This window comes from Allofustis seminis DSM 15817 (assembly GCF_000374325.1).
Taxonomy (GTDB): Bacteria; Bacillota; Bacilli; order Lactobacillales; family Carnobacteriaceae_A; genus Allofustis; species Allofustis seminis.
Genome location: NZ_KB894086.1, coordinates 1 through 21,328, shown reverse-complemented (window position 1 = coordinate 21,328; position 21,328 = coordinate 1). Strand labels below are relative to the sequence as shown.

Genomic DNA, 21,328 nt, shown 5'->3' with positions numbered 1-21,328 from the left:
GATTTCTCCTTATCTTTTATTCATTTTCATTTCGTCGTGATTGCGATGAGCTACTCGTTTCACTGGTTGATTCGCCAGATGAATTTGTTACGGTAACGAGTACTTTCACAACATCACGATTGACTTCTTTAATTCCTTCAGGTAACTGATCCAAACTCACATCGATCACTTGGGTTTCTGTTATCCCTTCGACATTGACATTTATCGGATAATTAGCAATTTCTTTAATGGCATCCGTATCGCCAATGACTGTGATATTTTTGGATTCATTCTCACTCAGTGCCAATTTATATTTATAGCCTGCTTGTTGACCATGCATTCGCAATACAATCGGCACTGTTTTTTTTGTTTCAGATACTGGAATTCGAACATTAACTTGAGGAACACTCACATTGACATTCAGCGGATTTCCTTGAGCATCTAAAACAACTAAATTCGCCAGCACTGTAATATCTTGCGTAATGGCTTTGATGTCACTTTCAACAATGGCTTTAACTTTATCAATTTTATTTAATGTGGAAGGTGCCCCAGTAATAACAACCGTTTTTTCTTGGATCTCAGGCTCGCCCATGCTATAGCCTTCTGCCAAGTCTAACTTAGAACTGACTTCGACTTCAACCGAAAATTCACGTTGTTCTTTTTCTTCGACTGTAACAGTAATCTCGGCAGGGCTAATACTATAATGAATTTCATTTGACAAGCCACTCGCTTCCAATGTTATTTGATGTGTCCCCACACCTAATTCATTCAAGTTAGGGGTCGTAATTTTGAAATTTTGTGTAACTGTTGTCTGAAACAAAATCGCTTGCGGCCCTTCAAGTCGTATTGTCGCGCCGTCAGGAATACCTGAGACAAAATATTTATCAGTATTCACATTCACCTCAATCGGAATATCCGTTAGAACTTCCGAGCTGACAACACTTGCTACACTGCTTTGATTATTCGATTGAAATTTAGAACCATTTTCATAAGATACATAGAAAAATAATAAAATAGCCATTAACAAGCTCAATAATTTCGTTTTCCATGGACTTTCCATATCAAATTTCATCAGTTATTCACAACCTTTCCAATCAGTTGTTGCAATCTGTGGATCCAGCTGTTTTTATTGTCATCTTCAACAAGATAATATTCATTTAAATAATCAATGAGTTGTTGTTTTGAGATATCATTCGTTAATGTGCTACGATGTGCGATACTAATTTCACCTGTTTCTTCTGAAACGACTACCGTAATAGCATCCGTCTCTTCCGATAAGCCAATCGCTGCACGATGTCGTGTTCCAAATTTTTTAGGAACATTAGGGCTTTCCGATAATGGCAAATAGCTCGCAGCACTTGCAATTTGATATTCCCGAATAATCACTGCACCGTCATGTAAAGGCGTGTTCGGAATAAAAATATTAATTAATAATTCGGAAGAAATATCTGCATGAACCGGAATTCCTGTTTTAATAAATTCAGTTAAAGGTGACTTCATCTCTAGCGAAATTAATGCCCCAATATGACGCCGTCCCATATATTCGGCAGCATCTGCAATACTTTCTATCATTTTCTGCGTAGGATTTGCCTTTTTCTGGGACGTAAATAAAGTGCCACGTCCCAAATGTTCAAGCGCTCGCCGCAATTCAGGTTGAAAAATCACAATGAGTGCTAAAGCAGACCATTGAATAACGAAATCTATAATATATTCTGTTGTATATAATTGGAATAAAGAGCTGAATACTTTGATCACCATGATCACCAGTATTCCTTTCAACAACTCGGTCGCTCTCGTTCCTTTTAAAATTTTTATAATTTGATAAATAAAGAAACTCACAATTAAAATATCGATCATTGAAATAAAGGTCTTAATTGACCAGAAGTTCTGTACACTGAAGCTTTTGATCCATTCAACTATATCAGGCAAACTCGGCACACTCCTTTTTCAATAAGTTGTTAATATTATACCACTTGCGACATAAGATTTCATGTATTCACCAAAGAATTGACAACAAAAAAAGACAGCAAACAATGTTTGCTGTCTTATACTGGGCTACTAGGATTCGAACCTAGGAATGACGGGACCAAAACCCGTTGCCTTACCGCTTGGCTATAGCCCAATCAAATATAAATGGTGGGAGAAGGATTTGAACCTTCGAACTCGATGAGGGCGGATTTACAGTCCGCTGCGTTTGGCCACTTCGCTATCCCACCGTTTTATCATGACCCCTACGGGATTCGAACCCGTGATACCGCCGTGAAAGGGCGATGTCTTAACCGCTTGACCAAGGGGCCAGAATTAGCCACGTCTATTATTCTATGAAAATAATAATCACTTGTCAAGACTTTTTTAAAAAATGAAAAACTCTTTCAAAAAGCCACACAATGCAATTTCAAATCGCATCATGACATGCTCATCTTTGAAGAGTTTTTCTTGCCACTTTATAATGCAATATCTTGATAGTCATCCACTGTATCGAAAAGATGCACAACATAGCTACATATTGGTTTGATTTTCAATGAATGTTCTCTAGCATATGTTGCCAATGCATCTACCAATTGTCGTGCTACACCTTGACCTCTAAGGGATGGATCGACAAATGTAGCATCCGCATTTAATACTTTTCCATCATCGGAAATAGAATATTGCAAATAAGCTAATTCATTACCTTCATTGTTTTGATAGAATATTTTTTGATCTTTATGAATAAATTTCATGGAACTCCTCCTTTAAAATTAAGGGCTAACTTTTGAAATCATTACTTTATTTTTTAATATGTTCCTCATATGGTTCCACATGAACATGTGTGTGAGCAATTTGATGTTTTATAGCAAGAATTTCTTCTATCTCTTCTGTTAAATCATGGGCAAAAACAAGGGATAGCTGCGGGTCTACTTGAACTGTCACATCTAAATATTCATAACTCCCATACATTCTGCCGCGGATCGTCTTGACATGAATAACTTGAGGAATTCTTTCAAGCGTTCGCTTATATTCTTCCAATTTATCTTCATTAAATCCATCCGATAACTCAAACACATTTGAGCGAAAAATTTCTGTTGCCGTTTTTAAAATAATAAAAGCAACAACAATAGCCATCAATATATCTAACCAAATTGCACCAATAATTGATGCAAAGACAGCGCCTGCAGTCGCTAAACCAGTTAAGGCATCAGCCAAGTTATCTTTAGCTACCGCATAAATACCTTTGCTATTTGATTTTTTTGCAAGATTCTTATTATAAAGATGCACTCCATAAATAATGGCTGCACTCATTAATGCTACAAGCGCCGCATTAATATCGGGCTTATCTAGTGTCTGGGTTACGATTTTCTCAATGCTTTTGCGCAAGATTTCGATCCCCACAAAAAACATAATAAATGAAGTCATCAAGCTTGCGATCGTTTCTGCTCGCCAATGACCATAACGATGGTCATCATCTGCTGGTTTCTGTGCTGTTTTCAGTCCAACAAGCACTGCAACAGAAGAGATTACATCTGTTAAGTTGTTCAAACCATCTGCAACAAGAGAACTTGAATGATAGATAATCCCTGCCGATAGCTTCATTGTCGTTAACAACAAATAGGACGCGATGCTTATCATTGCGCCTTGTTCTGCTGCTTTCAAATCCGCTCTATTATTTGGAATTTTTATTTTCATTTCCAAAAAACTCCTTCTAATTTCGTACTTATACAATAGCACAAAAATGCTGCAAAACCTATTGATTATCTCATTTAGCGCGCCTAATAAATGATTTAAGTTTCCTAAATTTTGCGTTACTTTTATAACGAAAATGAATTGATTAACAAAATAGATGGCTCTCAATAACCTAAAAAATATGACCCCAATATATGCTTGTGCATTGTATAAATTAAGCTAGCACTTTAACTAAATTCCTAATAAAAAATAGAACCTCATGGCCCCTATAAAATAGGCAAGCACTCCTTTGAGGTTCTATTTCTTTTAATGGCGACAGATTGCTCGTTTTAACACTTCAAAAAAGCTAAGAGAATGTCGCATTCGATCCGTTTCAATATATTGGTTGATCGCTCGTAAGAGTTTCTTTGGTTTTTTTGCTGCAAATGTGAAAAAACCATTTTTCTTCGTTTGAATTCCAAAACGCGGAATCCAGCGACCACCAAAAAGAACAGAAGCTGTGATATAATCCACTTCTTCCCAAGGTATTTGGATATAGTTGCGTGGATCTGATTTATGGTAAAATTCAAATCCCTTATCGCCAACAATTAAGCGACCATAATCATTAAGGCCTAGATAGCTTGTCCCATCCATTATGAGATCAACTTTTGTATTTAAGGGCTTTACCATCACAGACTTCCTTTCCAAAATATCTAGAATATTCCTACAGCATGACCTGCAACACCTACAACAAATAAACCGATAATGATCACAATTGGTGAAACATCACGATCTAAAAGCCACATACATAAAAATGTAAGTAGCAAACCAGCAAGACCTGGAATAAGTGAGTCTAAGTTCTGTTGAAGTGTTGTCACATTGGTTGAGGTAAGCGACAGTCCCGCATCATATTGTAATAATGCTTCTTGAATTCCTTTAGCACCTTGCGCCAGCTTGTCCCATTCAATGAATGCACCGGGTTGCAGTTGAACTTCTGAAATAACTGGTGCAAAATTAATATTCACCCAGCGCTGTACTAATCCCGCCAACACGAACATTCCAAGAATTGATGCACCCTTTGTTATATCTTGCAATAATCCACCAGATAAGTCTTCTGTAATCTCGCCTCCCGCGCGGTAGCCTAATTCTTGAGTATACCATAAGAAAGCGATACGGATTGCATTCCACAAAACAAAGAACAAAATCGGTCCCACAATATTTCCGCTAAGTGCAAGCGATGCACCTAGGGCTCCTAACATTGGACGTAATGTAAACCAAAAGACGGGGTCTCCAACACCCGCAAGCGGTCCCATCATTCCCACTTTAACCCCTTGAATTGCTACATCATCTACTGGTGCACCATTTGCACGTTCTTCTTCAAGTGCCAATGTCACACCCACAATTGGTGCAGCAACATATGGATGTGTATTAAAGAATTCCAAGTGCCGCTTCAAAGCCAATTTACGGTCTTCCTCATCAGTGTACAATTTCTTCAGCGCTGGAATTAATGTATAAACCCAGCCACCATTTTGCATACGCTCATAGTTCCATGAACCTTGTAAGAAAGTCGAGCGCCACATGACATTTAATCGATCTTTTTTAGTTAATTCAATTTTTGGTGATTGTTCTGTCATTTTATTCACTCCGTTCTAATAGTCATTGAGAATATCATCGAGAGGATCACCGACTTGATTGCCACCATTTGAACCGCCCATTTTTGATAAATTCAAATAAATGACGGCTAGCGATACGCCGATCGCTCCAAGTCCCATCAAGGTCAAGTCACTAATTGCTGCCACTACAAATCCTAATGCAAAAAACGGCCAAACTTCACGACTAGCCATCATATTAATAACCATTGCATAACCAACAGCCACTACCATACCACCACCGATTGCCATACCATCAGCAACCCATTGTGGCATAGATTCTAAAAGTCCGCGCACAATCTCAGGTGAAATAAATAATAGCAAGAGTGCAGGAATCGCAATACGAAGTCCTTGCATAACGAGGGCCGCAATCTGTAATAATTCCACTTTTCTAAAATTGCCTTCATCGGCAGCCTTATCCATCATATGAATAACAGGAACAGCTAATGTACGAACGACCATCGTTAAAAATAATCCAGCTACAGCTAGCGGAACGGCAATTGCAATCGCGGTCGAAACACCTTCTTTGCCTTGACCGCCTAAAACTAAGATGATAGATGATGCAACACTTGCCAATGCCACATCTGGTGCAACTGCTGCACCAATATTAGCCCAGCCTAGGGCAATCATCTGTAAGGAACCGCCTAAAATAATACCCGCTTCTAAATTCCCCGTTACCAAACCAATAAGTGTACAAGCAACGAGCGGTTGATGAAATTGGAATTGGTCTAGAATTCCTTCCATACCAGCAAAGAATGCCACAATGACTACAAGTATTACTTGAATCATATTCATGTTATACCTCTCCTAACTATTTTGTTTTTCTAACAATTCGCGAGCGTGCTCTAGAATTTTGTCCATATCTAAACGAGAATCGCTCGGTACTTTGCGAACATTAAATGAAACACCTAGTTCTTCTAATTGTTCATAAGTTTTAACATCTTCTTCATCTAAGGATAAGAATTGGTTAACCGCTGCCTTACCAACAGAATGTGCCATCGAACCAACGTTAACTTCTTCAATTTTTCCACCCATTTGGATTAATTCCAATAAATCTTGAGGCGTTTCAAATAAAAGAAGTGCACGTGTTTTACCAAAGCGCGGATCATTGAATACTTCTGCCATTTTCCAAATTGGCACGACATTTGCTTTTACCCCTGGAGGTGCCGCTTGTTCAATTAATTTCTTACGCATATGATCTTTAGATACTGCATCTGAGACGACAATGATACGATTAGGCTTGGTTGCACGTGTCCAAGCTGTCGCAACTTGACCATGCAACAAGCGTGTATCAATGCGCGCTAACACAATATCTATTTTGCCATCGCCTACAACAGTTCCTTCCGGCATAGCCCCTTTTGTATGTCCATCTGTTTTTTGTGCAATTTTTGGCATTAAAGACTCTGGATATGTCTTAATACCATCTCGCCCAAGATCGACAAGGTGTGTTGCAATCTCGTGGGCTGTTTCCATCGAAAATCTTGCCGCATATGCTTCAATTAACATCGGCAAATTAAGCCCCGCAATTAAAGCACGTGTGTCCGATTTTTCCTCTACCAGTTGGCTAGCCTGATTAAATGGTGTACCACCCCAAAGATCGACCAGAAAGAGTACTTCATCCGTATCAAAAGTATCAATTGCATCTAACATCTTCTGACGGATATCTTCTGGACCTTCTTCAGGCATAATATTGGCGATGGCCACTTGTTCTTGGTCACCGAAAATCATGCCACCCGAATGTAAAATGCCTTCCGCAAATTTACCATGGGTTGCCAAGATGATTCCTACCATCTCTATACCTCCTAATAAATTTTAGTTCTACCTATTTGAGTGTAACATACCTCTAACTCTTTTTCATATAAATCCATCAAATATTACTATCCAATAAAAAGTCTGCTTTTTTCAAAAAATGTATAAGACTTGTAAAGTCTTAGGCAGTTACTTATACTAAGGAAAAAGAAAGGGGATTCATATGGGCCAATCGGACAGTCTTCACATCTATGACCAACTCAATCAATTAGGCATAAATTTCGAAGTTATTCAGCATCCTGCTGCTCATACGACTGAAATGGCTGACTCATTTATTGAGGGAATCGAAGGTGTACGTACAAAAACCTTACTGTTGACCAACCGTAAGAAGACGCAATATTATATGCTTATTATGGATGATCAGAAACGTTTGGACATGAAAAAATTTGCAGAAATTATTGGATCATCACGATTGCAATTTGCAAATGAAGAGAATATCCTAGAAAAAATCAATCAGACACCAGGAACCATTTCAATATTCGGATTAGAATATGAAAATGCAAAAGATATCAAAGTCTATTATGATTTAGATATTACCCATGAAGCACGCCAAAGTTTCCATCCAAATGACAATACGAAGACTATTTTTATTTCAACGCCCGACACTTTCAAATATATAGAGTCGGTCGGTTTTGAACTCGAAATTGTCGATTTATAAAGTCAAAATAAAAAAATGCACATCTGAAATTTCAGATGTGCATTTTTTATTATTCACTCGCAATACGATCGCTAAGATAACGCGACAAGAATTCTTTTAGACGTGGATTCTGTGGATTGTTGATGACCTCTTCTGGAACATCATCTACCACAATCACACCATGCTCCATAAAACAGACGCGTGTTGAAACATCGCGTGCAAAGTCCATCTCATGCGTTACAACAATCATCGTCAAGCCTTCACGTGCCAACTGTGTCATGGTCTCTAATACTTCGCCGACCATTTCTGGGTCAAGTGCACTAGTTGGTTCATCAAATAATAAAATCTCATTATCCATAGACAACGCTCTAGCAATTGCCACACGTTGCTGCTGACCACCGGAAAGTTGGTGCGGCTTCGCATGGATATATGGAGCCACGCCGACACGCTCTAAATTCGCTAATGCTATCTCTTCTGCTTCTTTTTTAGAACGTTTTAATATTTTTTCCTGACCGATCGTACAATTTCTCAAAACATTCATATTTTTAAATAAATTAAATTGTTGGAAAACCATCCCCACTTCCGCACGATAATGACTCACTTTGTAGTGGCGGTTCAAAATTGATTTTCCTTTGTAGATAATATCGCCACTTGTTGGCTCTTCCAACAAATTCAAGCATCTAAGCAGTGTTGATTTACCTGAGCCGGAACTGCCGATAATACTAATAACTTCCCCTTTTTTGACTGAGAAATTAATATCTTTCAGCACTTCATTATCGCCAAATTTCTTTGACAAATGGGACACTTGTAAAATTGTATCATTTACATTCTCACTCATTTTATGCTCCCTCCTGTTCTGACTCATAGACTTCATAACTATCAGATCCTGTCATTCGTTTTTCTAAGAAATTAAGCAAACGTGTGGTCACAAATGTCAGAACAAAGTAAATCACAGAGGTAATAAAGAATGCCTGGAATGTCATATAAGTCGAGCCTGCTGCAGAACGCGTTACAAAGAATAGTTCTGTTACGGCAATAACATTAAGTACCGATGTGTCTTTAATATTAATGACAAATTCATTCCCTAAAGTAGGCAAGATACTTATAATCGCTTGAGGCAGTACCACATAAATCATCGTCTGTGTATGCGTCATACCAATCGCTTTAGCACCTTCTGATTGGCCTTCATCTACACCTTGAATACCTCCTCGGAACACTTCTGCCAGATAAGCTCCTGTATTAATCGAAACAATTAAAAAGGCCGCCGTCATCGATGTCATATCAATATCAAAGAATAATTTCATTCCATAAAAGATTAACATCGCCTGAACCATCATTGGGGTACCGCGGAATATTTCAATATAGGCAACAAGTATAAAATCGACAACGCGGTGAAAGAATGAACCGAGCGGATGTTTTTTATTATTAATTTTTAAAGCACGCACGAGAGCAACTAATAAGCCAATTATCGCACCGACTGCGGTAGAGATGAGTGCGATTAACATTGTATTTTTAGCACCGCTTATGAATTGGTTTCCATAGATATCCCATAATCTTTTTACATCGGTCCAAAATGATGTTTCTTCCTGGCGTAAGTTTAAATCGACCATTTCTCTCATTAAGGCTTGACGCTGTTCTTCAGGAATTTGTTCCAACGCTTGATTGAAATATTCTGTAAGAACTGAATTTTTTCGAAGACCTACTGCAATTCCTGTATCAACATCTGTCAGATCAAAACCTTCCCCTTCATCAAAAAGAATATATTCTAATCGAGGATTTGCTGCAACGGCAGCCATCGCACCAGGTTCTTCTGATACATAGGCATCCACTTTATCAGCAAGTAGCGCCGAAATCATTGTTGGAAAACTATCCATCGGTGTTTGTTTTTTTACTTCAGGAATTTGGTCCACTAAATCCACATGAAAGGTATTGAGCTGAGCAGTAACGCGTGCATTTTTAAAATCTTTTAAGGAAGTAGCATGACCATATGGTCCTTCTTTATCTACAACCAAAACCATCTTACTGTCATAATAATTATTGGTAAAATCAATCTGCTCTTTTCGTTCAGGTGTCGCCGACATCCCTGCAATAATTGCATCAACCTTACCACTTGCTAAAGCAGGTGGCAGACCGTCCCATTCTAACTTCACAATTTCCAACTTGAGACCGAGCAACTCCGCAAGTTTCTTAGCCATTTGCACATCATAACCATTCGCATATTCGCCTTTTGAATTGCTAATAGGAACAGCCCCATTTTCATCATTAGGTTGCGACCAGTTAAAAGGTGCATAATTTGCTTCCATTCCAACGCGAAGAATGCCTGGCGTTTCCAGTCCTTCATTCAGCGCTTCCATTGAAATGCCAAGAGGCTCACTAACATCATCTGCTACAACATGTAGGGGTGACGGGGGAAGTGACGCGCACAAGGCTAACGCCATCAAAACACCCCACAACCAATTTTTTATTCGTCTCATTATTATCCACTACTTTCTAATCTTAATAATACTTTCCTTATATTTCCATTTTAGTCTTTTTATATACAAATATCAAAAATCTTCAAATAAAAAACAACTTTTCACTTTACAGCCACTCGAAAAAATACGCCATCGATTTTCAGCTGATGTTTTTAAAAGTGAAAAGTTGCTCATATAGAATAAATTATTCGCTAATTAAATTCTCTTCTATTAGTTGAATCATCTCTGCTTCATCTTTTGGAAATTGTTCAGCAAAAATAGGATCCATATGCATTAAAAAGTGCCAGTCGCTATCTCGTTTTTTCTGACGATAGACAATCGCCTCACCATCTTGCGATCCGCGAAATTCTCGCTTGACCTGATAATTCTTTGATTCTAAGTATTGTTTAACACGCAGATAGTTATCTTCACGTCCTTGAATATAATCTTTCATCTTATCATTTGGAATGCTATAAGCATCAACACGTGTCATACCATCTACCAAGCCACTCCCTGATCCATCAAATTGGGGCAATTCCAGCCATACAATATCAATCATTGGGCCTGGTTCTTCTTCAAACATCCATTTTGTCAATGGAATTCGCTGATTATTACAAGGGATTTCGATATAATCTGGTAATTTATCCTCAAAAATCATCTCTTCGACTTGCGGCTCGCCATCATAGGTAAAGTCATTCCTTTCATAACCAGGAATTTTCGCGACCCATTCACGTCCCATCTCAAGCGATTCAAAGATTCCCACCATATGCTGCACATTTCCCTGTCTAAAACATAAGATATACATGCCTAACCCTTTCTAATATTAAAATTGTTCAAAATATTCAAATAAAAATTCTAAATCATCCACTTCAATTTGTAATTGTTCACCTATCGTTGTATCTTTAACGCGAAGTCTTTCATCTACACTTTCAACTAAGCGTTTGGTTGATAAAATATCCGTCTTATTCATCACCGCATTCTCAATCGACTCAAATGGCTGATGCGCTACTAGTTGCAGACCATAACTATTAAATAGCAACGTATATCCCGCAATTCCTGTAGTAGCTTGGTAAGCTTTAGAATATCCGCCATCAATGACAATCAGTCGTCTATTCGCTTTGACGGGATTCTCGCCATCTTTTTCCTTTACTGGAATATGGCCACTGATAATATGACTATTATCGCTATAGATTCCCATCTCATGAAGAACTTTCAAACATATCTCTTCTTGATCGCGCATGAGATAATAAGGATCTTTTACTTCGACATGTGTACGCTTGTCTTCAAGATAGTAACGTTCAAATGTTTTCATTGCATTTTTACCAAAAAGCGGCGATTTTGGCCCGCACCACAAATACCAAAGAAAATCTGTCGCAAAATCATCCGTATCTTTTCGCTTGAAGCTCTTATAAACTTGTTGTTCACAAAAATCTAAAAATTGTCGTCCCTGATATGTACGCCCTCCTGTATGAAATGTACTAAATGTTCCATCTTCATTCATTGAGATGCCACCATGCAAAAGTAAATTATTATTATAAATCAAATAAAGAGAACCTTTATTTAGCAAAAAATGAATATGTCGTTTGAATTTCTCATTCGTTTGAAAAGACTGTCTTAATTGATTGAGTAGCTGGTGTTCCTCTTGCGTTAAGCATAAAGGAGCCGAAAAATCAATAGTTGGTGCATGAAAGTTTTTAAGCGAATAGCTTTCGCCATTAAGTTGCACTGACCAATTATCAGGGTCGATGTGCTTCAAAAGTATGCGGTCATCCATTTCAAACTCTGGGCGACGTTCATATAGCTGTCCTTCTAATTTAGACTGTAAAATCATTGCTGCTTGTTGCACAACATTCATGCGATCTTTTTCTTTTTCTGAAATTTCTAAATGATTTTCTTTCAACTTTGGAGCAAAAGCTGCAATAGGAGTGTAATAATGTTCTGCATATTCTACAAAAGGGCGTAAATTAATTCCATAATGATCTTCCAAAATTGAAAGATAGCCATAACGTGCGCTAATACGAATTAGGCCCGCAATACTTACTTTTGAACCTGCTAAGGCTGCCATCCATAAGATATCATGGTTGCCCCATTGAATATCTACTGACGGCGCCCACATTAGGCGTTCGATAATTTTATCTGGCTCAGGACCACGATCATAAATATCGCCCACAATATGCAAATGATCAACCACCAAGTTTTGAATGGTAATTGCAAGTTCACGCAGCAGTGACGACATCTGATTAAGCATCAATAAATTATCTAAAATGGACTGATAATATTCATTTTTGTCAAAATCTTGATTTCCATCATATAGAAGTTCTTCCAGAATATATTGATATTGTGGTGGCAATGCTCGGCGAACTTTCGAACGAGAATATTTCTTGCTCGAAAAACGTGTCATTGTTAACATATCTTCTAATTGCTGAACATACCATTTTTCCAGCGACTCTTTATCGCGACGACGTTTCTCAAGATTGAGCTTATCTGTCGGATAATAGATCAACACTGCTAATTCATCAAGATCCTTATCTGGGGCGTCGGCAAAACATTCTTGCAATTTCGCCTTGATACTTCCCGAACCATTGCGCATCACATGGTTGAATGTTGTAAATTCTCCATGCAGATCACTCATAAAATGTTCTGTTCCTTTAGGAAGCTCCAATATCGCCTTTAAATTAATAATTTCAGTTAAGACGCTCTCTTTTGTTGGAAATTTTTCTTTTAAGAGCTGGTAATACTTCGTCTGCATACGTTCCTCCGTCTAATCCTAAGAATTTATTATATCGCCTTATTAGAACGACTCGCCTAAACGGTGTCTTTATAATTGTTTGTTTTATAACTTTTATTGGTTAATGCCATGCTTGAACACAGAATATTTATCAAATTGACCATAATTTTCGATACGTTCCATCATTTTCAAAACTTCCAAATCTTCTGCAGAAATTTCAAAATTGACATCGCCATTGCTTTTAATATGTGCAGGATTTTCAGATTTTGGCAAGGTAACTAAGCCTAACTCAATGCCATAGCGAATGCATAATTGCGGAACAGATACATGATATTTGTCTGCCATCTTCACAATTTCTGGATGGTGTAAGATCTCTCCATGAGCAATCGGAGAATAAGCTTCTACAATCATTCCTTTTTCTTGACTATGTTTAATCACATCAAAGGGCGTATTGCTAATATGGGCAAGTATCTGATTGACCATTGGTTTAATCGTGGCGTGGTCAAACAAATAATCAATATCGATCACTTCAAAATTAGAAATGCCAATAGCACGTGTCTTTTTCTCTTTATATAATTTTTCCAGTGCCTGCCATACTTTTACATTTTCTTCAAAATAGTGACGATCCGAGCGAAAATCATCCCATGGTTGCGGACTATGAATCAATAATAGATCCACATAATCCAGTCCTAGACGTTCTAGAGAATCTTCCACCGATTGGAGTGCTTCATCATAATCTCTGATTTCTGCTTCAACTTTAGTAGTAACAAATAATTCTTTTCGATCCACACCACTCTTTGCAATCCCTTCGCCGACACCTCGTTCATTCTCATAAGCTTGTGCCGTATCAATATGGCGGTAACCCATTTGAATAGCTGCTTTCACAACATCTGCCACTTTATCATCAGCAATCTCCCATGTCCCCAGTCCTAATTGAGGAATGGTCACCCCATTATGCAAAGTCAATGATTCATTCCATATCATTTCATTTCCTCCTATTACATTTTAGAAAACATTTCACATCTCCACTATAACACCTTCAAACGATTTTAAAAAATAAAAAAAGCCTTTTCATTTTTGGCCAACCAAAAAATAATAGATCACATTAAAATTTATAAGCCTTGTCCTAATTCATTGACAGCCATGGCCTTTTCATTTCACAAAAAATAAGCGTATCTACTAAAAGATACGCTCATTCATTAATTTCTAGTCTTATTGTTCTTCTTTACGACGTGTAACACCATATAAACCAATTCCAGAAAATAGATAGGCAACAGCTGCACCTAGACCAACGGCTTCACCTGCTTTAGGCAATTTGTTTTTGTCTTCTTTTTCTTTGCCTTTTTTAGTGTCGCCCTCTTCGTTTTCCCCGTTGCTATTTTCTTCAACTTTGCCTTCATCTTTTTCGTTGCCTGTTTCGTTGTCTGTTTCATTGTCTGTTTCTTTTTCTTCTGCTGGCACAAGAGGTTTCATCGGCTCACTATGAAGTCGGAATGTAACACCAGAGATGTAGTTTTCAGTAATGGTTACTGTTTGTTCTTCTTTGACTCGACCGCCAAACATTAATTTAAAGGTATAATCTTTACCTGGGCGTAAGTCATGAACAAATCCGAGTCCACGTTCGTCCGTTGTAATCGTTCCAACATGAGCGCCATCGGCATCATAGACTTCCACAGTCTGACCTTTTAGTCCTGCACCGTCTTGGTCAATAACCGTTGCAGTGGCAGATCGTAATTTCATGAATTGTGCAACCAGTTGGGTATCTTTAATGATTTTTGTAGCGGCATCAAAAGGTGTTGTCGCTAAAATAGGCTGTCCTGCTTGATCGACACCTGTCTGTTCATACCATGCATCAAAAACATAGCCTGCAGGGGCTGTAGGGGCTTGAACAGTGCCAACAGTTTCTGCATATTGAACATCTTTAGGTGGTAATAATTCATGTCCTTCTTTATCCGTAAAGGTCACACGGTAGGCAGCTTTAGGTGCTAATGTTACCACCCAGCCATCCAAATCATTACCGTCCACTACGATCGTATAATATTTTTCAAGCTCTTGTTTATTTTCGCCCGTAAATTCAGCAATCACTTGATAGTCCTTATATTTTCCAGTATAAGCGCTAAATAAGTCTAATCGTCCAGATCTTAATGCGCGTGCAAAACCCGTCTCATAGTTATTGTTGTCAATGAGAGCAGTGTCTGCACCACTTTCAAAAGTTAGAACGTCTTCGATAACTTTACCATTTCCACCCTTGACAAGTTTATCTGTTTCTTTGTCTTTTACATTAAAGCGAATATTAATTTTGCCTTCATGTTCAGCAGGTACTTTCAGATCATTTGTTTGATTAAAGAGGACGCCGAGTTCCATCGCTTGACTAATAGGAATTCGGAAGTCATAAGGGTTAGGTCCACTTGGGCCACCGCCTTTTGATGCATAATAACGTGTATTTCGATTAAAAACTTCTCCTTGTTCATCTTTAAAAATACCAGTACCAAGGGTGACGCTTGCTGCATGTGCATCAATATCTTTATATTGATTACCTAAGTGATCGCGATCTAATCGGAGCGGAATAATTTCATCGGTCCCAATAGTAAAAGTACGTTTTATCCAGCCCGTCATATAATCAACTTTTTTACCTGTCTTAACGTCCGTTCCTGTAATGCCACTTACATAGAAATAGAAATCAACTTTTTTACCTGTATCTGCTGGATTGTAAAAAGGTTTCTCAGAATCATCAGTATAGCGCCATGCGAATTTCACATTAAATGTTGTTTTTTGCGCTTCCGCTGGTGCTGGATCACCTAATTTTGTAGGAATATTTTCCTCAGCCATTTCTAATACAGCCGATTCTTTTTTATCTTCTTTTTCGGTTGCTTGTTCTTCTGCTTTTTCTTCAGTCGCTTCATTTTCAGCAACTTCTGCTGCAACCGTATCTTCTTTAGTCTCCACAGTTTCTACTTATACAACTTCAGTTCCTTCTGTCGTACCTTCTTCTACTTCTTCTGCGAAGGCTACATTTGATACAACAGGTACCATCAACGCCAAAGCTAGCGATGCCGTTGTAAAGGTCGTTGCCATTTCTTTTAATTTCATATGTATCCCCCCTTCTATCAACTATACCGTTTTGCTCTGTGAAAAACAACCCGAATTATTGCTTTTTTCAACATTGTCTTTTTAAATTTTATAGTACCAATAGCAGCATCCTATACCCTTGATAAAAATCGTATCCACCCACAAAAAAAGCACGCTCATAATGAGCAATGCCTTTGAATATTTGTAGATTGAAAGCGATAAAGAATAAAATGGCTTAGATACTAATATTAATTAGCCATTATCCCACCGCAAAACAAAAAGAGTGCATTCGCAAAAAATGTCCCACGAGACCAAAAGAGACAGATATAAGGCCTCTGCATAGACAACGTGATGCACTCCTTTTTCGTCGTTCAGGTGCGACCTGAACTTTCCATATATGGGCAAAGAACGGATACACTTTGCCCATTCATCATAGTATATTTTCTAATATGATGCAAATTTTTATAGCATTTAATATATCATCTGCCCAAAAAGCCATTATAATGCCGCCTTTTATGCTACTCCTTGAACGTTTTTGTTTTCTTCTGTCATATTACTTCCCTCCGTTTAAAGACCGTACGTCTATGCCAGTTAACGACCGTATGTCGAGTAGTTTACCGTCATTTCGGACAATAAAAGAGCCACCACTCCATAGGAGTGCTGACTTGATTTTGGGTATAAAAATAGCACCTAACCTTTACAGTTAAGTGCTAATCAACCTTCTTTTAATTTCTGCAATAATTCAACCGCTAACTCTTTTACGTTGTGCCCGTTAACTTTAATTTTATCTGTTAAAGGGGAATCAATAAACCCCTGTGGATTTACTAGTTCCAATCCTCCGATCTTTTTACCATTTTGTCTGGTAAATAAGATTGCATCAACATTACTATCAAGTTCAATTTCACCAGTATCCATTCTATCCATTCTTTCAAACTGAATATGTAAACTAGGTATATTGGGATCTAATCCATAGTCCCCCCGCCAAAACTCAATCTTCTTGGTCATATATTTTCTCCCCTTTCTTAAATATGTTGTTTCTTAAATAGTTTTCATCAGGAACGTATGCAGTAACAACAGATTTTCGAACTACAACTAATAATGGCCTTTCTGATTTGTTTTCAATGTAAGAATTCGCCTGTATTCCAAATCTATCTTGTGTTTTTAACACCACTTTAGGCTCCTTCAAAGTGTTGATAATTCTTTTCACACCGTTTTTATGAAATATATCTCTTTCATGCCCGTTAATTATGTGGTAATAGCTATCATTGCTATTATACACTGTTTCTATTGGAGTTACTATGCCTCTTTCGAAAACTTTATCAAATTCTTCTTTTCTTTTATAAAATAATTCTGCGTCAATTTTATTCTCGGCTATCTTTTTAAGTATTTCACGTTCATCATTAATTGAAAAGAACTGCAAATTCATCCTTAAGCCACCACGCGAAGGTTCTCCATTTGTTTTTTTAAACTGCTCATCTAACCCTTCACGATCCGCATACGCTGCTACTGAACACCGACAATTCGGGTGCATCGGCGCCGCGTTTTCACCAGGTACCATATCTTTGACATTAAATGTCTTGCCATCTAGTTCCCCGCAAATTGAACACGTCTTGCGATCAGCTTCCGCAATGAATTCATACTGTTCAATTCCAAATGCTTCAAACGCTAATTTTTGCGAACCGCTTTGAACACGTGCTGACTCTGTTTTGGGTATAAAAATAGCGCCTAACCTTTACAGTTAAGTGCTTAATTTAATCCAAGTTTTTTAAGTGCTTCTTCCGTTGTAAACATGTGCATCTATCCTTTCTTTCATTTCCGTTGTTTTCCGTGGTCACGTTCCACGACAATGTCTTTGTAGTTACCGCCCAAAATACCAAAATGGCGAGGTTTTATTGCATGAAAAAAACCAGCATACGCTGGCTGATGATTGCTTTATTTTTATCTTTCTAATTGTTCCCACACTTGAGCAATTTTAGGCAACTGCAAAGCGATCCAATCAACGATTTCTTCGTTTCGTCCCCATTCCGAACTGATATCTAGTCCTGACTCAAACAGAAAAGCATGGACCACTTCATGGCGCACGACCTTTTGCTTGTAGGCTTCTAAATCGGTAAAATCATACCCGCTCTCATCTATTCTAGCAATGCCTATTCGCTTACCGTAAAAGTCGCAATAGCCATCCATTTCTTCGTTGTTCTCTAATTTAGGATCATTATACACAATAGTGTAACGTGCCCCTAAAACATTCACTGTGTCACTTTCGCCCATCCATTCCGCCTCCTTTAATTTTACGCATGAAAAAACACCCGCAAGTTTCCTTGGAGGTGCAATTTTATAGATTTAATCTAAGACTTCAATATTTTTTACTTCTGATTCATTAAAAACAACGTGTCTCCCTTTGAGTTTTCCTGATTCGGGAACAAATATTAATTCATCTAGGCCAGTGTCTGTGTTATCAGATGATTCAAATGTGAAAACTTCTCCTATCATTACTTGTCCATCTATAAATTCAACTTTTAATTGGGTACCCGGATAATATTCAACATTCATAAATAACACTTCTTAACTTTGGGGAAATACAGGACTTATGTGCGTTCGTTTTGCAGAATAATGGATTCGAATTACACTAGTCTCCACTACTCTATTTTTGGATACCGCAACGCCAATCACTCTATCTAAAATAACTGTTTCCGTATTATTTCGTCGACCATCATAGTTTCTGCCTACAATACCCGTTCCGGCATATCTATCAAATATATCTTGAACATTAACCTCATCGTAAAAGTAACTTCTGTCAGGGGTTACAGTAGATTCCATATGTGGTGCTTGTTTTTCTGGGTTTATGATAGAAGTCCATCTTCCGTCTTCTAACCTACTTTTTACATAATAGCGGTCTTGTAACTGTATCCATTGTTCAAGCTTATTATACTTCAATTCTTGGAACTTTGAAAGACTTCTAGGCACTTCTTTGCCAAGGATTTTACGGTAATTCTTAAGTAACCTTTTATCTACAGTTTCATTTTTTACCATTTTCTCTTGAATGTCCCACCAACGTTGTCCGTATTTATCAACATAGGAACGCTTCCAGTCTCCATATTTTATATCACCATCAATTATTTCCCCCTTGCCCGTTTCGGGATCTCTTGCCCATCTTCTTCGAGGCATTAACCCATCATCAAAATACGGAGCGGTGGCACTTCGACAGTAGTTATGAAACGGTGGAGCCGTTGTTCCAGGTTCATATTCACTTAGCTTGAATACTTTCCCGTCCATATCTTGACAAATAGCGCTTGTGCGGACATCTAAAGTAGCCACAATATGGTAACAATCGATTTCTAGTTCTTCGTAGGCTTGTTGCTCTTTCGATATTTGTTCTACTTTTTTGTTCAAATCGCCAGAAATTCTTAGTATAAATCTTATTTTCTTAGACACCATTTATACACCGATTTTTTCAGACAACTCTTCTTGTGTCATTTTTTATCTTCTCTAATTTTTTTAATTCTATATAATATACATATCTCCAAATTTTTCACCTCGTTTACTACATTAAACTCACTGCCGAAATATAAAAGCTATCTTTTGGGATAGCAATTATATTTACTAATTGAACATCTGAATTAAATCAATAACAATTTTAACTAAATTTAAAACAATCAACATATATAACAAAATTTCTAGCTTTTTCTCTTTTTTCATGATATCTTATGAGTAAGAAAAATAAACGGGCTAGGCTAAAGCCCCAGCCCGTAAACTTTTATTTTTAAGAGTTTTGAGATAACTTCGATTATATTTGCTATGATTTCAACAATTAATACAATAATTGTTAACTTGTATAATCGGTTTTCTCTTAACTCTTTTTCTTTTCTCCTTTCTTCATTTTTTCTTTTTTTATCTTTCTTACTCATTTTATTTCCTCCTTTCCTTAACTTCTAAATATAGGGATAAGGAGGTATTCACATTGAAAATTGGCGAAAGAATTAGTCAATTAAGAAAAAATCATGGATATGCAATGCAAACATTAGCCGACAAATCCAATTTGACTAAAGGCTACATTTCCATGCTTGAAAAAGGAATTAATCCAGGAACCGGAAAGGAAATTATTCCTTCTTTGGAAACGGTTCAAAACATCTCCAACGCTTTCAACATGAGTCTAGACATGTTTCTAGATGGAGTTCAGGACTCTGTGAAGTTGCCACAACTGAACAAAACCGAGCTACCATCTATACTTCAAAAAATAAACAAAGTTTCTGAAAACCTTTCTGAACCCCGCCAAGAAAAAGTCTACCACTTCGCCGAACACCAATTGGAGCAGCAACGACTGGAAGAACATTACGCAGACTACGTGGTGGGGCAGACGGCTGCAGGCGAACCCCTTGTCGGACAACAACCCGTTCCTTTTGTCGGCTTAGAAACCATCCGCCTCATGGTCAACGGCGACTCCATGGAACCTGAATTTTTTGATGGCGATATTATCGAATACAAACCCCAGTCCGTGCTTGAAAATGGCGAATTGGGCGTCTTTGCAGTAAATGGTGGCATTACCATGAAAAAATTTAAAACGAACGGAGACGTTCATTTGCAATCAGTCGAAAACAAAGGCGATAAATTTGAAGAATTGAAGCAATATAAAGAACTGCTTGATTTAGGAATAATAAGCAAGAAAGAATTCGAAGAAAAAAAGAAACAAGTTTTGAAATAAAACAAAAACACCACTTCCCCATCCGCCAAGATAGAAAGTGGTGTAAGAAAGAAAATCCCCTTCGTAAAGGGATTTTTGTATATACATTATACCTTAAATCTAGTCGCCAAACAAGAGAAAGGATAATGTAAAATGAAATACAATAAAAATAGCGCTCATCAGTTACATCACTGACAAACGCTATTATATCAAGGGTTTACACCATTTTTATGAGAGCCACTTGCCAGGATTGAACTGGCGACCTCATCCTTACCATGGATGCGCTCTACCTACTGAGCTAAAGTGGCAAAAAAAGTACTCCGCAAGCAGGACTCGAACCTGCGACAGCGTGATTAACAGTCACGTGCTCTACCGACTGAGCTATTGCGGAATCTTATAAAAAATCAAAGCGTGGCAGCGTCCGGCTTTCACAAGGGGAAACCCCTCACTATCCTCGGCGCTCAGAAGCTTAACGGCTGTGTTCGGGATGGATACAGGTGGTGCCTTCTGGCCATCACCACCACACTTTTCTTTAAAAAGAACGTTGTTCTTTCAAAACTAGAGCGTTGCTTCAACACGACTTCGTCAACACCGCGCTTTCCCTTACGCGTAGTGGTTAAGTCCTCGACCGATTAGTATGGGTCCGCTCCACACCTTACGATGCTTCCACTTCCCACCTATCTACCT

23 protein-coding genes, 5 tRNA genes and 1 rRNA gene are annotated in these 21,328 nt (G+C 37.9%); 2 read left to right on the top strand and 27 right to left on the bottom strand.

The window, feature by feature from the left end:
- Nucleotides 1-16 precede the first annotated feature (16 nt).
- The 11 genes from C231_RS07975 to C231_RS0106415 form a co-directional block, all read right to left on the bottom strand.
- Entirely contained in the window at nucleotides 17-1,051 is a 1,035-nt protein-coding gene (locus C231_RS07975; protein ID WP_018659810.1) for a CdaR family protein, read from the bottom strand.
- Complete coding sequence (gene cdaA / locus C231_RS0106460; protein ID WP_018659809.1) at nucleotides 1,051-1,908, bottom strand: diadenylate cyclase CdaA; 858 nt, start codon at nucleotides 1,906-1,908, stop codon at nucleotides 1,051-1,053. Before cdaA ends, C231_RS07975 begins: the two co-directional genes overlap by 1 nt.
- A 121-nt stretch (nucleotides 1,909-2,029) precedes the next feature.
- A tRNA-Gln gene (locus C231_RS0106455) sits at nucleotides 2,030-2,101 on the bottom strand.
- Nucleotides 2,102-2,113: 12 nt separating this feature from the next.
- Nucleotides 2,114-2,195 (bottom strand) — tRNA-Tyr (locus C231_RS0106450).
- Between the two features lie 9 nt (nucleotides 2,196-2,204).
- A tRNA-Glu gene (locus tag C231_RS0106445) sits at nucleotides 2,205-2,276 on the bottom strand.
- 147 nt (nucleotides 2,277-2,423) lie between these two features.
- Nucleotides 2,424-2,699 carry a GNAT family N-acetyltransferase gene (locus C231_RS0106440; protein ID WP_018659808.1) on the bottom strand — a complete coding sequence of 92 codons (276 nt, stop codon included), beginning with the start codon at nucleotides 2,697-2,699 and terminating at the stop codon, nucleotides 2,424-2,426.
- Between the two features lie 46 nt (nucleotides 2,700-2,745).
- Entirely contained in the window at nucleotides 2,746-3,642 is an 897-nt protein-coding gene (locus C231_RS0106435; RefSeq protein WP_018659807.1) for a cation diffusion facilitator family transporter, read from the bottom strand.
- Nucleotides 3,643-3,945: 303 nt separating this feature from the next.
- On the bottom strand, nucleotides 3,946-4,308 hold the full coding sequence (locus tag C231_RS0106430; RefSeq protein ID WP_018659806.1) for a DUF956 family protein: 363 nt from the start codon (nucleotides 4,306-4,308) through the stop codon (nucleotides 3,946-3,948).
- Nucleotides 4,309-4,331: 23 nt separating this feature from the next.
- Nucleotides 4,332-5,252, bottom strand: a complete 921-nt coding sequence (locus C231_RS0106425; RefSeq protein ID WP_018659805.1) for a PTS system mannose/fructose/sorbose family transporter subunit IID — start codon at nucleotides 5,250-5,252, stop codon at nucleotides 4,332-4,334.
- Between the two features lie 15 nt (nucleotides 5,253-5,267).
- A complete protein-coding gene (locus C231_RS0106420; RefSeq protein WP_018659804.1) occupies nucleotides 5,268-6,062 on the bottom strand; it encodes a PTS mannose/fructose/sorbose transporter subunit IIC in 795 nt (264 codons plus the stop codon).
- A 12-nt stretch (nucleotides 6,063-6,074) separates the two neighbouring features.
- On the bottom strand, nucleotides 6,075-7,058 hold the full coding sequence (locus tag C231_RS0106415; RefSeq protein WP_018659803.1) for a PTS sugar transporter subunit IIB: 984 nt from the start codon (nucleotides 7,056-7,058) through the stop codon (nucleotides 6,075-6,077).
- Between the two features lie 181 nt (nucleotides 7,059-7,239).
- Between C231_RS0106415 and C231_RS0106410 the strand changes: the two genes are divergently transcribed.
- The gene (locus C231_RS0106410; protein ID WP_018659802.1) at nucleotides 7,240-7,734 is read left to right on the top strand and encodes a prolyl-tRNA synthetase associated domain-containing protein; all 495 of its coding nucleotides are present in this window, start codon (nucleotides 7,240-7,242) and stop codon (nucleotides 7,732-7,734) included.
- 49 nt (nucleotides 7,735-7,783) lie between these two features.
- Here C231_RS0106410 and C231_RS0106405 read toward each other — a convergent pair whose 3' ends face one another.
- From C231_RS0106405 to C231_RS08590, 13 genes are all read right to left on the bottom strand, one after another.
- Entirely contained in the window at nucleotides 7,784-8,551 is a 768-nt protein-coding gene (locus C231_RS0106405) for an amino acid ABC transporter ATP-binding protein (RefSeq protein ID WP_018659801.1), read from the bottom strand.
- 1 nt (nucleotide 8,552) lies between these two features.
- Nucleotides 8,553-10,187 carry an ABC transporter permease subunit gene (locus tag C231_RS0106400; protein WP_040408079.1) on the bottom strand — a complete coding sequence of 545 codons (1,635 nt, stop codon included), beginning with the start codon at nucleotides 10,185-10,187 and terminating at the stop codon, nucleotides 8,553-8,555.
- Nucleotides 10,188-10,371: 184 nt separating this feature from the next.
- Nucleotides 10,372-10,932 carry a hypothetical protein gene (locus C231_RS0106395; RefSeq protein WP_211214238.1) on the bottom strand — a complete coding sequence of 187 codons (561 nt, stop codon included), beginning with the start codon at nucleotides 10,930-10,932 and terminating at the stop codon, nucleotides 10,372-10,374.
- A gap of 57 nt (nucleotides 10,933-10,989) precedes the next feature.
- On the bottom strand, nucleotides 10,990-12,915 hold the full coding sequence (locus tag C231_RS0106390; RefSeq protein ID WP_018659798.1) for a fructose-bisphosphatase class III: 1,926 nt from the start codon (nucleotides 12,913-12,915) through the stop codon (nucleotides 10,990-10,992).
- Nucleotides 12,916-13,008: 93 nt separating this feature from the next.
- Complete coding sequence (locus C231_RS0106385) at nucleotides 13,009-13,878, bottom strand: aldo/keto reductase (protein ID WP_018659797.1); 870 nt, start codon at nucleotides 13,876-13,878, stop codon at nucleotides 13,009-13,011.
- Between the two features lie 228 nt (nucleotides 13,879-14,106).
- Nucleotides 14,107-15,840, bottom strand: a complete 1,734-nt coding sequence (locus C231_RS0106380) for a carboxypeptidase-like regulatory domain-containing protein (protein WP_018659796.1) — start codon at nucleotides 15,838-15,840, stop codon at nucleotides 14,107-14,109.
- A 9-nt stretch (nucleotides 15,841-15,849) separates the two neighbouring features.
- The gene (locus C231_RS08785; RefSeq protein WP_018659795.1) at nucleotides 15,850-15,984 is read right to left on the bottom strand and encodes a hypothetical protein; all 135 of its coding nucleotides are present in this window, start codon (nucleotides 15,982-15,984) and stop codon (nucleotides 15,850-15,852) included.
- A 693-nt stretch (nucleotides 15,985-16,677) separates the two neighbouring features.
- The gene (locus C231_RS0106370; RefSeq protein ID WP_018659794.1) at nucleotides 16,678-16,968 is read right to left on the bottom strand and encodes a hypothetical protein; all 291 of its coding nucleotides are present in this window, start codon (nucleotides 16,966-16,968) and stop codon (nucleotides 16,678-16,680) included.
- A complete protein-coding gene (locus C231_RS0106365) occupies nucleotides 16,952-17,677 on the bottom strand; it encodes a minor capsid protein (protein ID WP_281164036.1) in 726 nt (241 codons plus the stop codon). The genes C231_RS0106370 and C231_RS0106365 overlap by 17 nt, the downstream gene beginning before the upstream one ends.
- A 224-nt stretch (nucleotides 17,678-17,901) precedes the next feature.
- Nucleotides 17,902-18,231: a hypothetical protein gene (locus tag C231_RS0106360; protein ID WP_018659792.1), complete on the bottom strand. Its 330-nt coding sequence runs from the start codon at nucleotides 18,229-18,231 to the stop codon at nucleotides 17,902-17,904.
- A 72-nt stretch (nucleotides 18,232-18,303) separates the two neighbouring features.
- Nucleotides 18,304-18,513 (bottom strand): hypothetical protein, encoded by a 210-nt coding sequence (locus C231_RS0106355; RefSeq protein WP_018659791.1) that lies wholly within the window; start codon nucleotides 18,511-18,513, stop codon nucleotides 18,304-18,306.
- A gap of 12 nt (nucleotides 18,514-18,525) precedes the next feature.
- Nucleotides 18,526-19,395: a polymorphic toxin type 50 domain-containing protein gene (locus C231_RS07970; protein ID WP_169333941.1), complete on the bottom strand. Its 870-nt coding sequence runs from the start codon at nucleotides 19,393-19,395 to the stop codon at nucleotides 18,526-18,528.
- A 299-nt stretch (nucleotides 19,396-19,694) separates the two neighbouring features.
- A complete protein-coding gene (locus C231_RS08590; protein ID WP_018659789.1) occupies nucleotides 19,695-19,868 on the bottom strand; it encodes a hypothetical protein in 174 nt (57 codons plus the stop codon).
- 53 nt (nucleotides 19,869-19,921) lie between these two features.
- On the opposite strand from C231_RS08590, the gene C231_RS07965 reads away from it, so the two are divergent.
- Nucleotides 19,922-20,662 (top strand): helix-turn-helix domain-containing protein, encoded by a 741-nt coding sequence (locus tag C231_RS07965; RefSeq protein ID WP_018659788.1) that lies wholly within the window; start codon nucleotides 19,922-19,924, stop codon nucleotides 20,660-20,662.
- Nucleotides 20,663-20,876: 214 nt separating this feature from the next.
- On the opposite strand, the gene C231_RS0106335 is transcribed toward C231_RS07965, so the two are convergent.
- The 3 genes from C231_RS0106335 to rrf form a co-directional block, all read right to left on the bottom strand.
- Nucleotides 20,877-20,949 (bottom strand) — tRNA-Thr (locus C231_RS0106335).
- A gap of 10 nt (nucleotides 20,950-20,959) precedes the next feature.
- Nucleotides 20,960-21,032 (bottom strand) — tRNA-Asn (locus C231_RS0106330).
- Between the two features lie 18 nt (nucleotides 21,033-21,050).
- Nucleotides 21,051-21,166 (bottom strand): 5S ribosomal RNA (gene rrf, locus C231_RS0106325).
- Nucleotides 21,167-21,328: the final 162 nt, after the last annotated feature.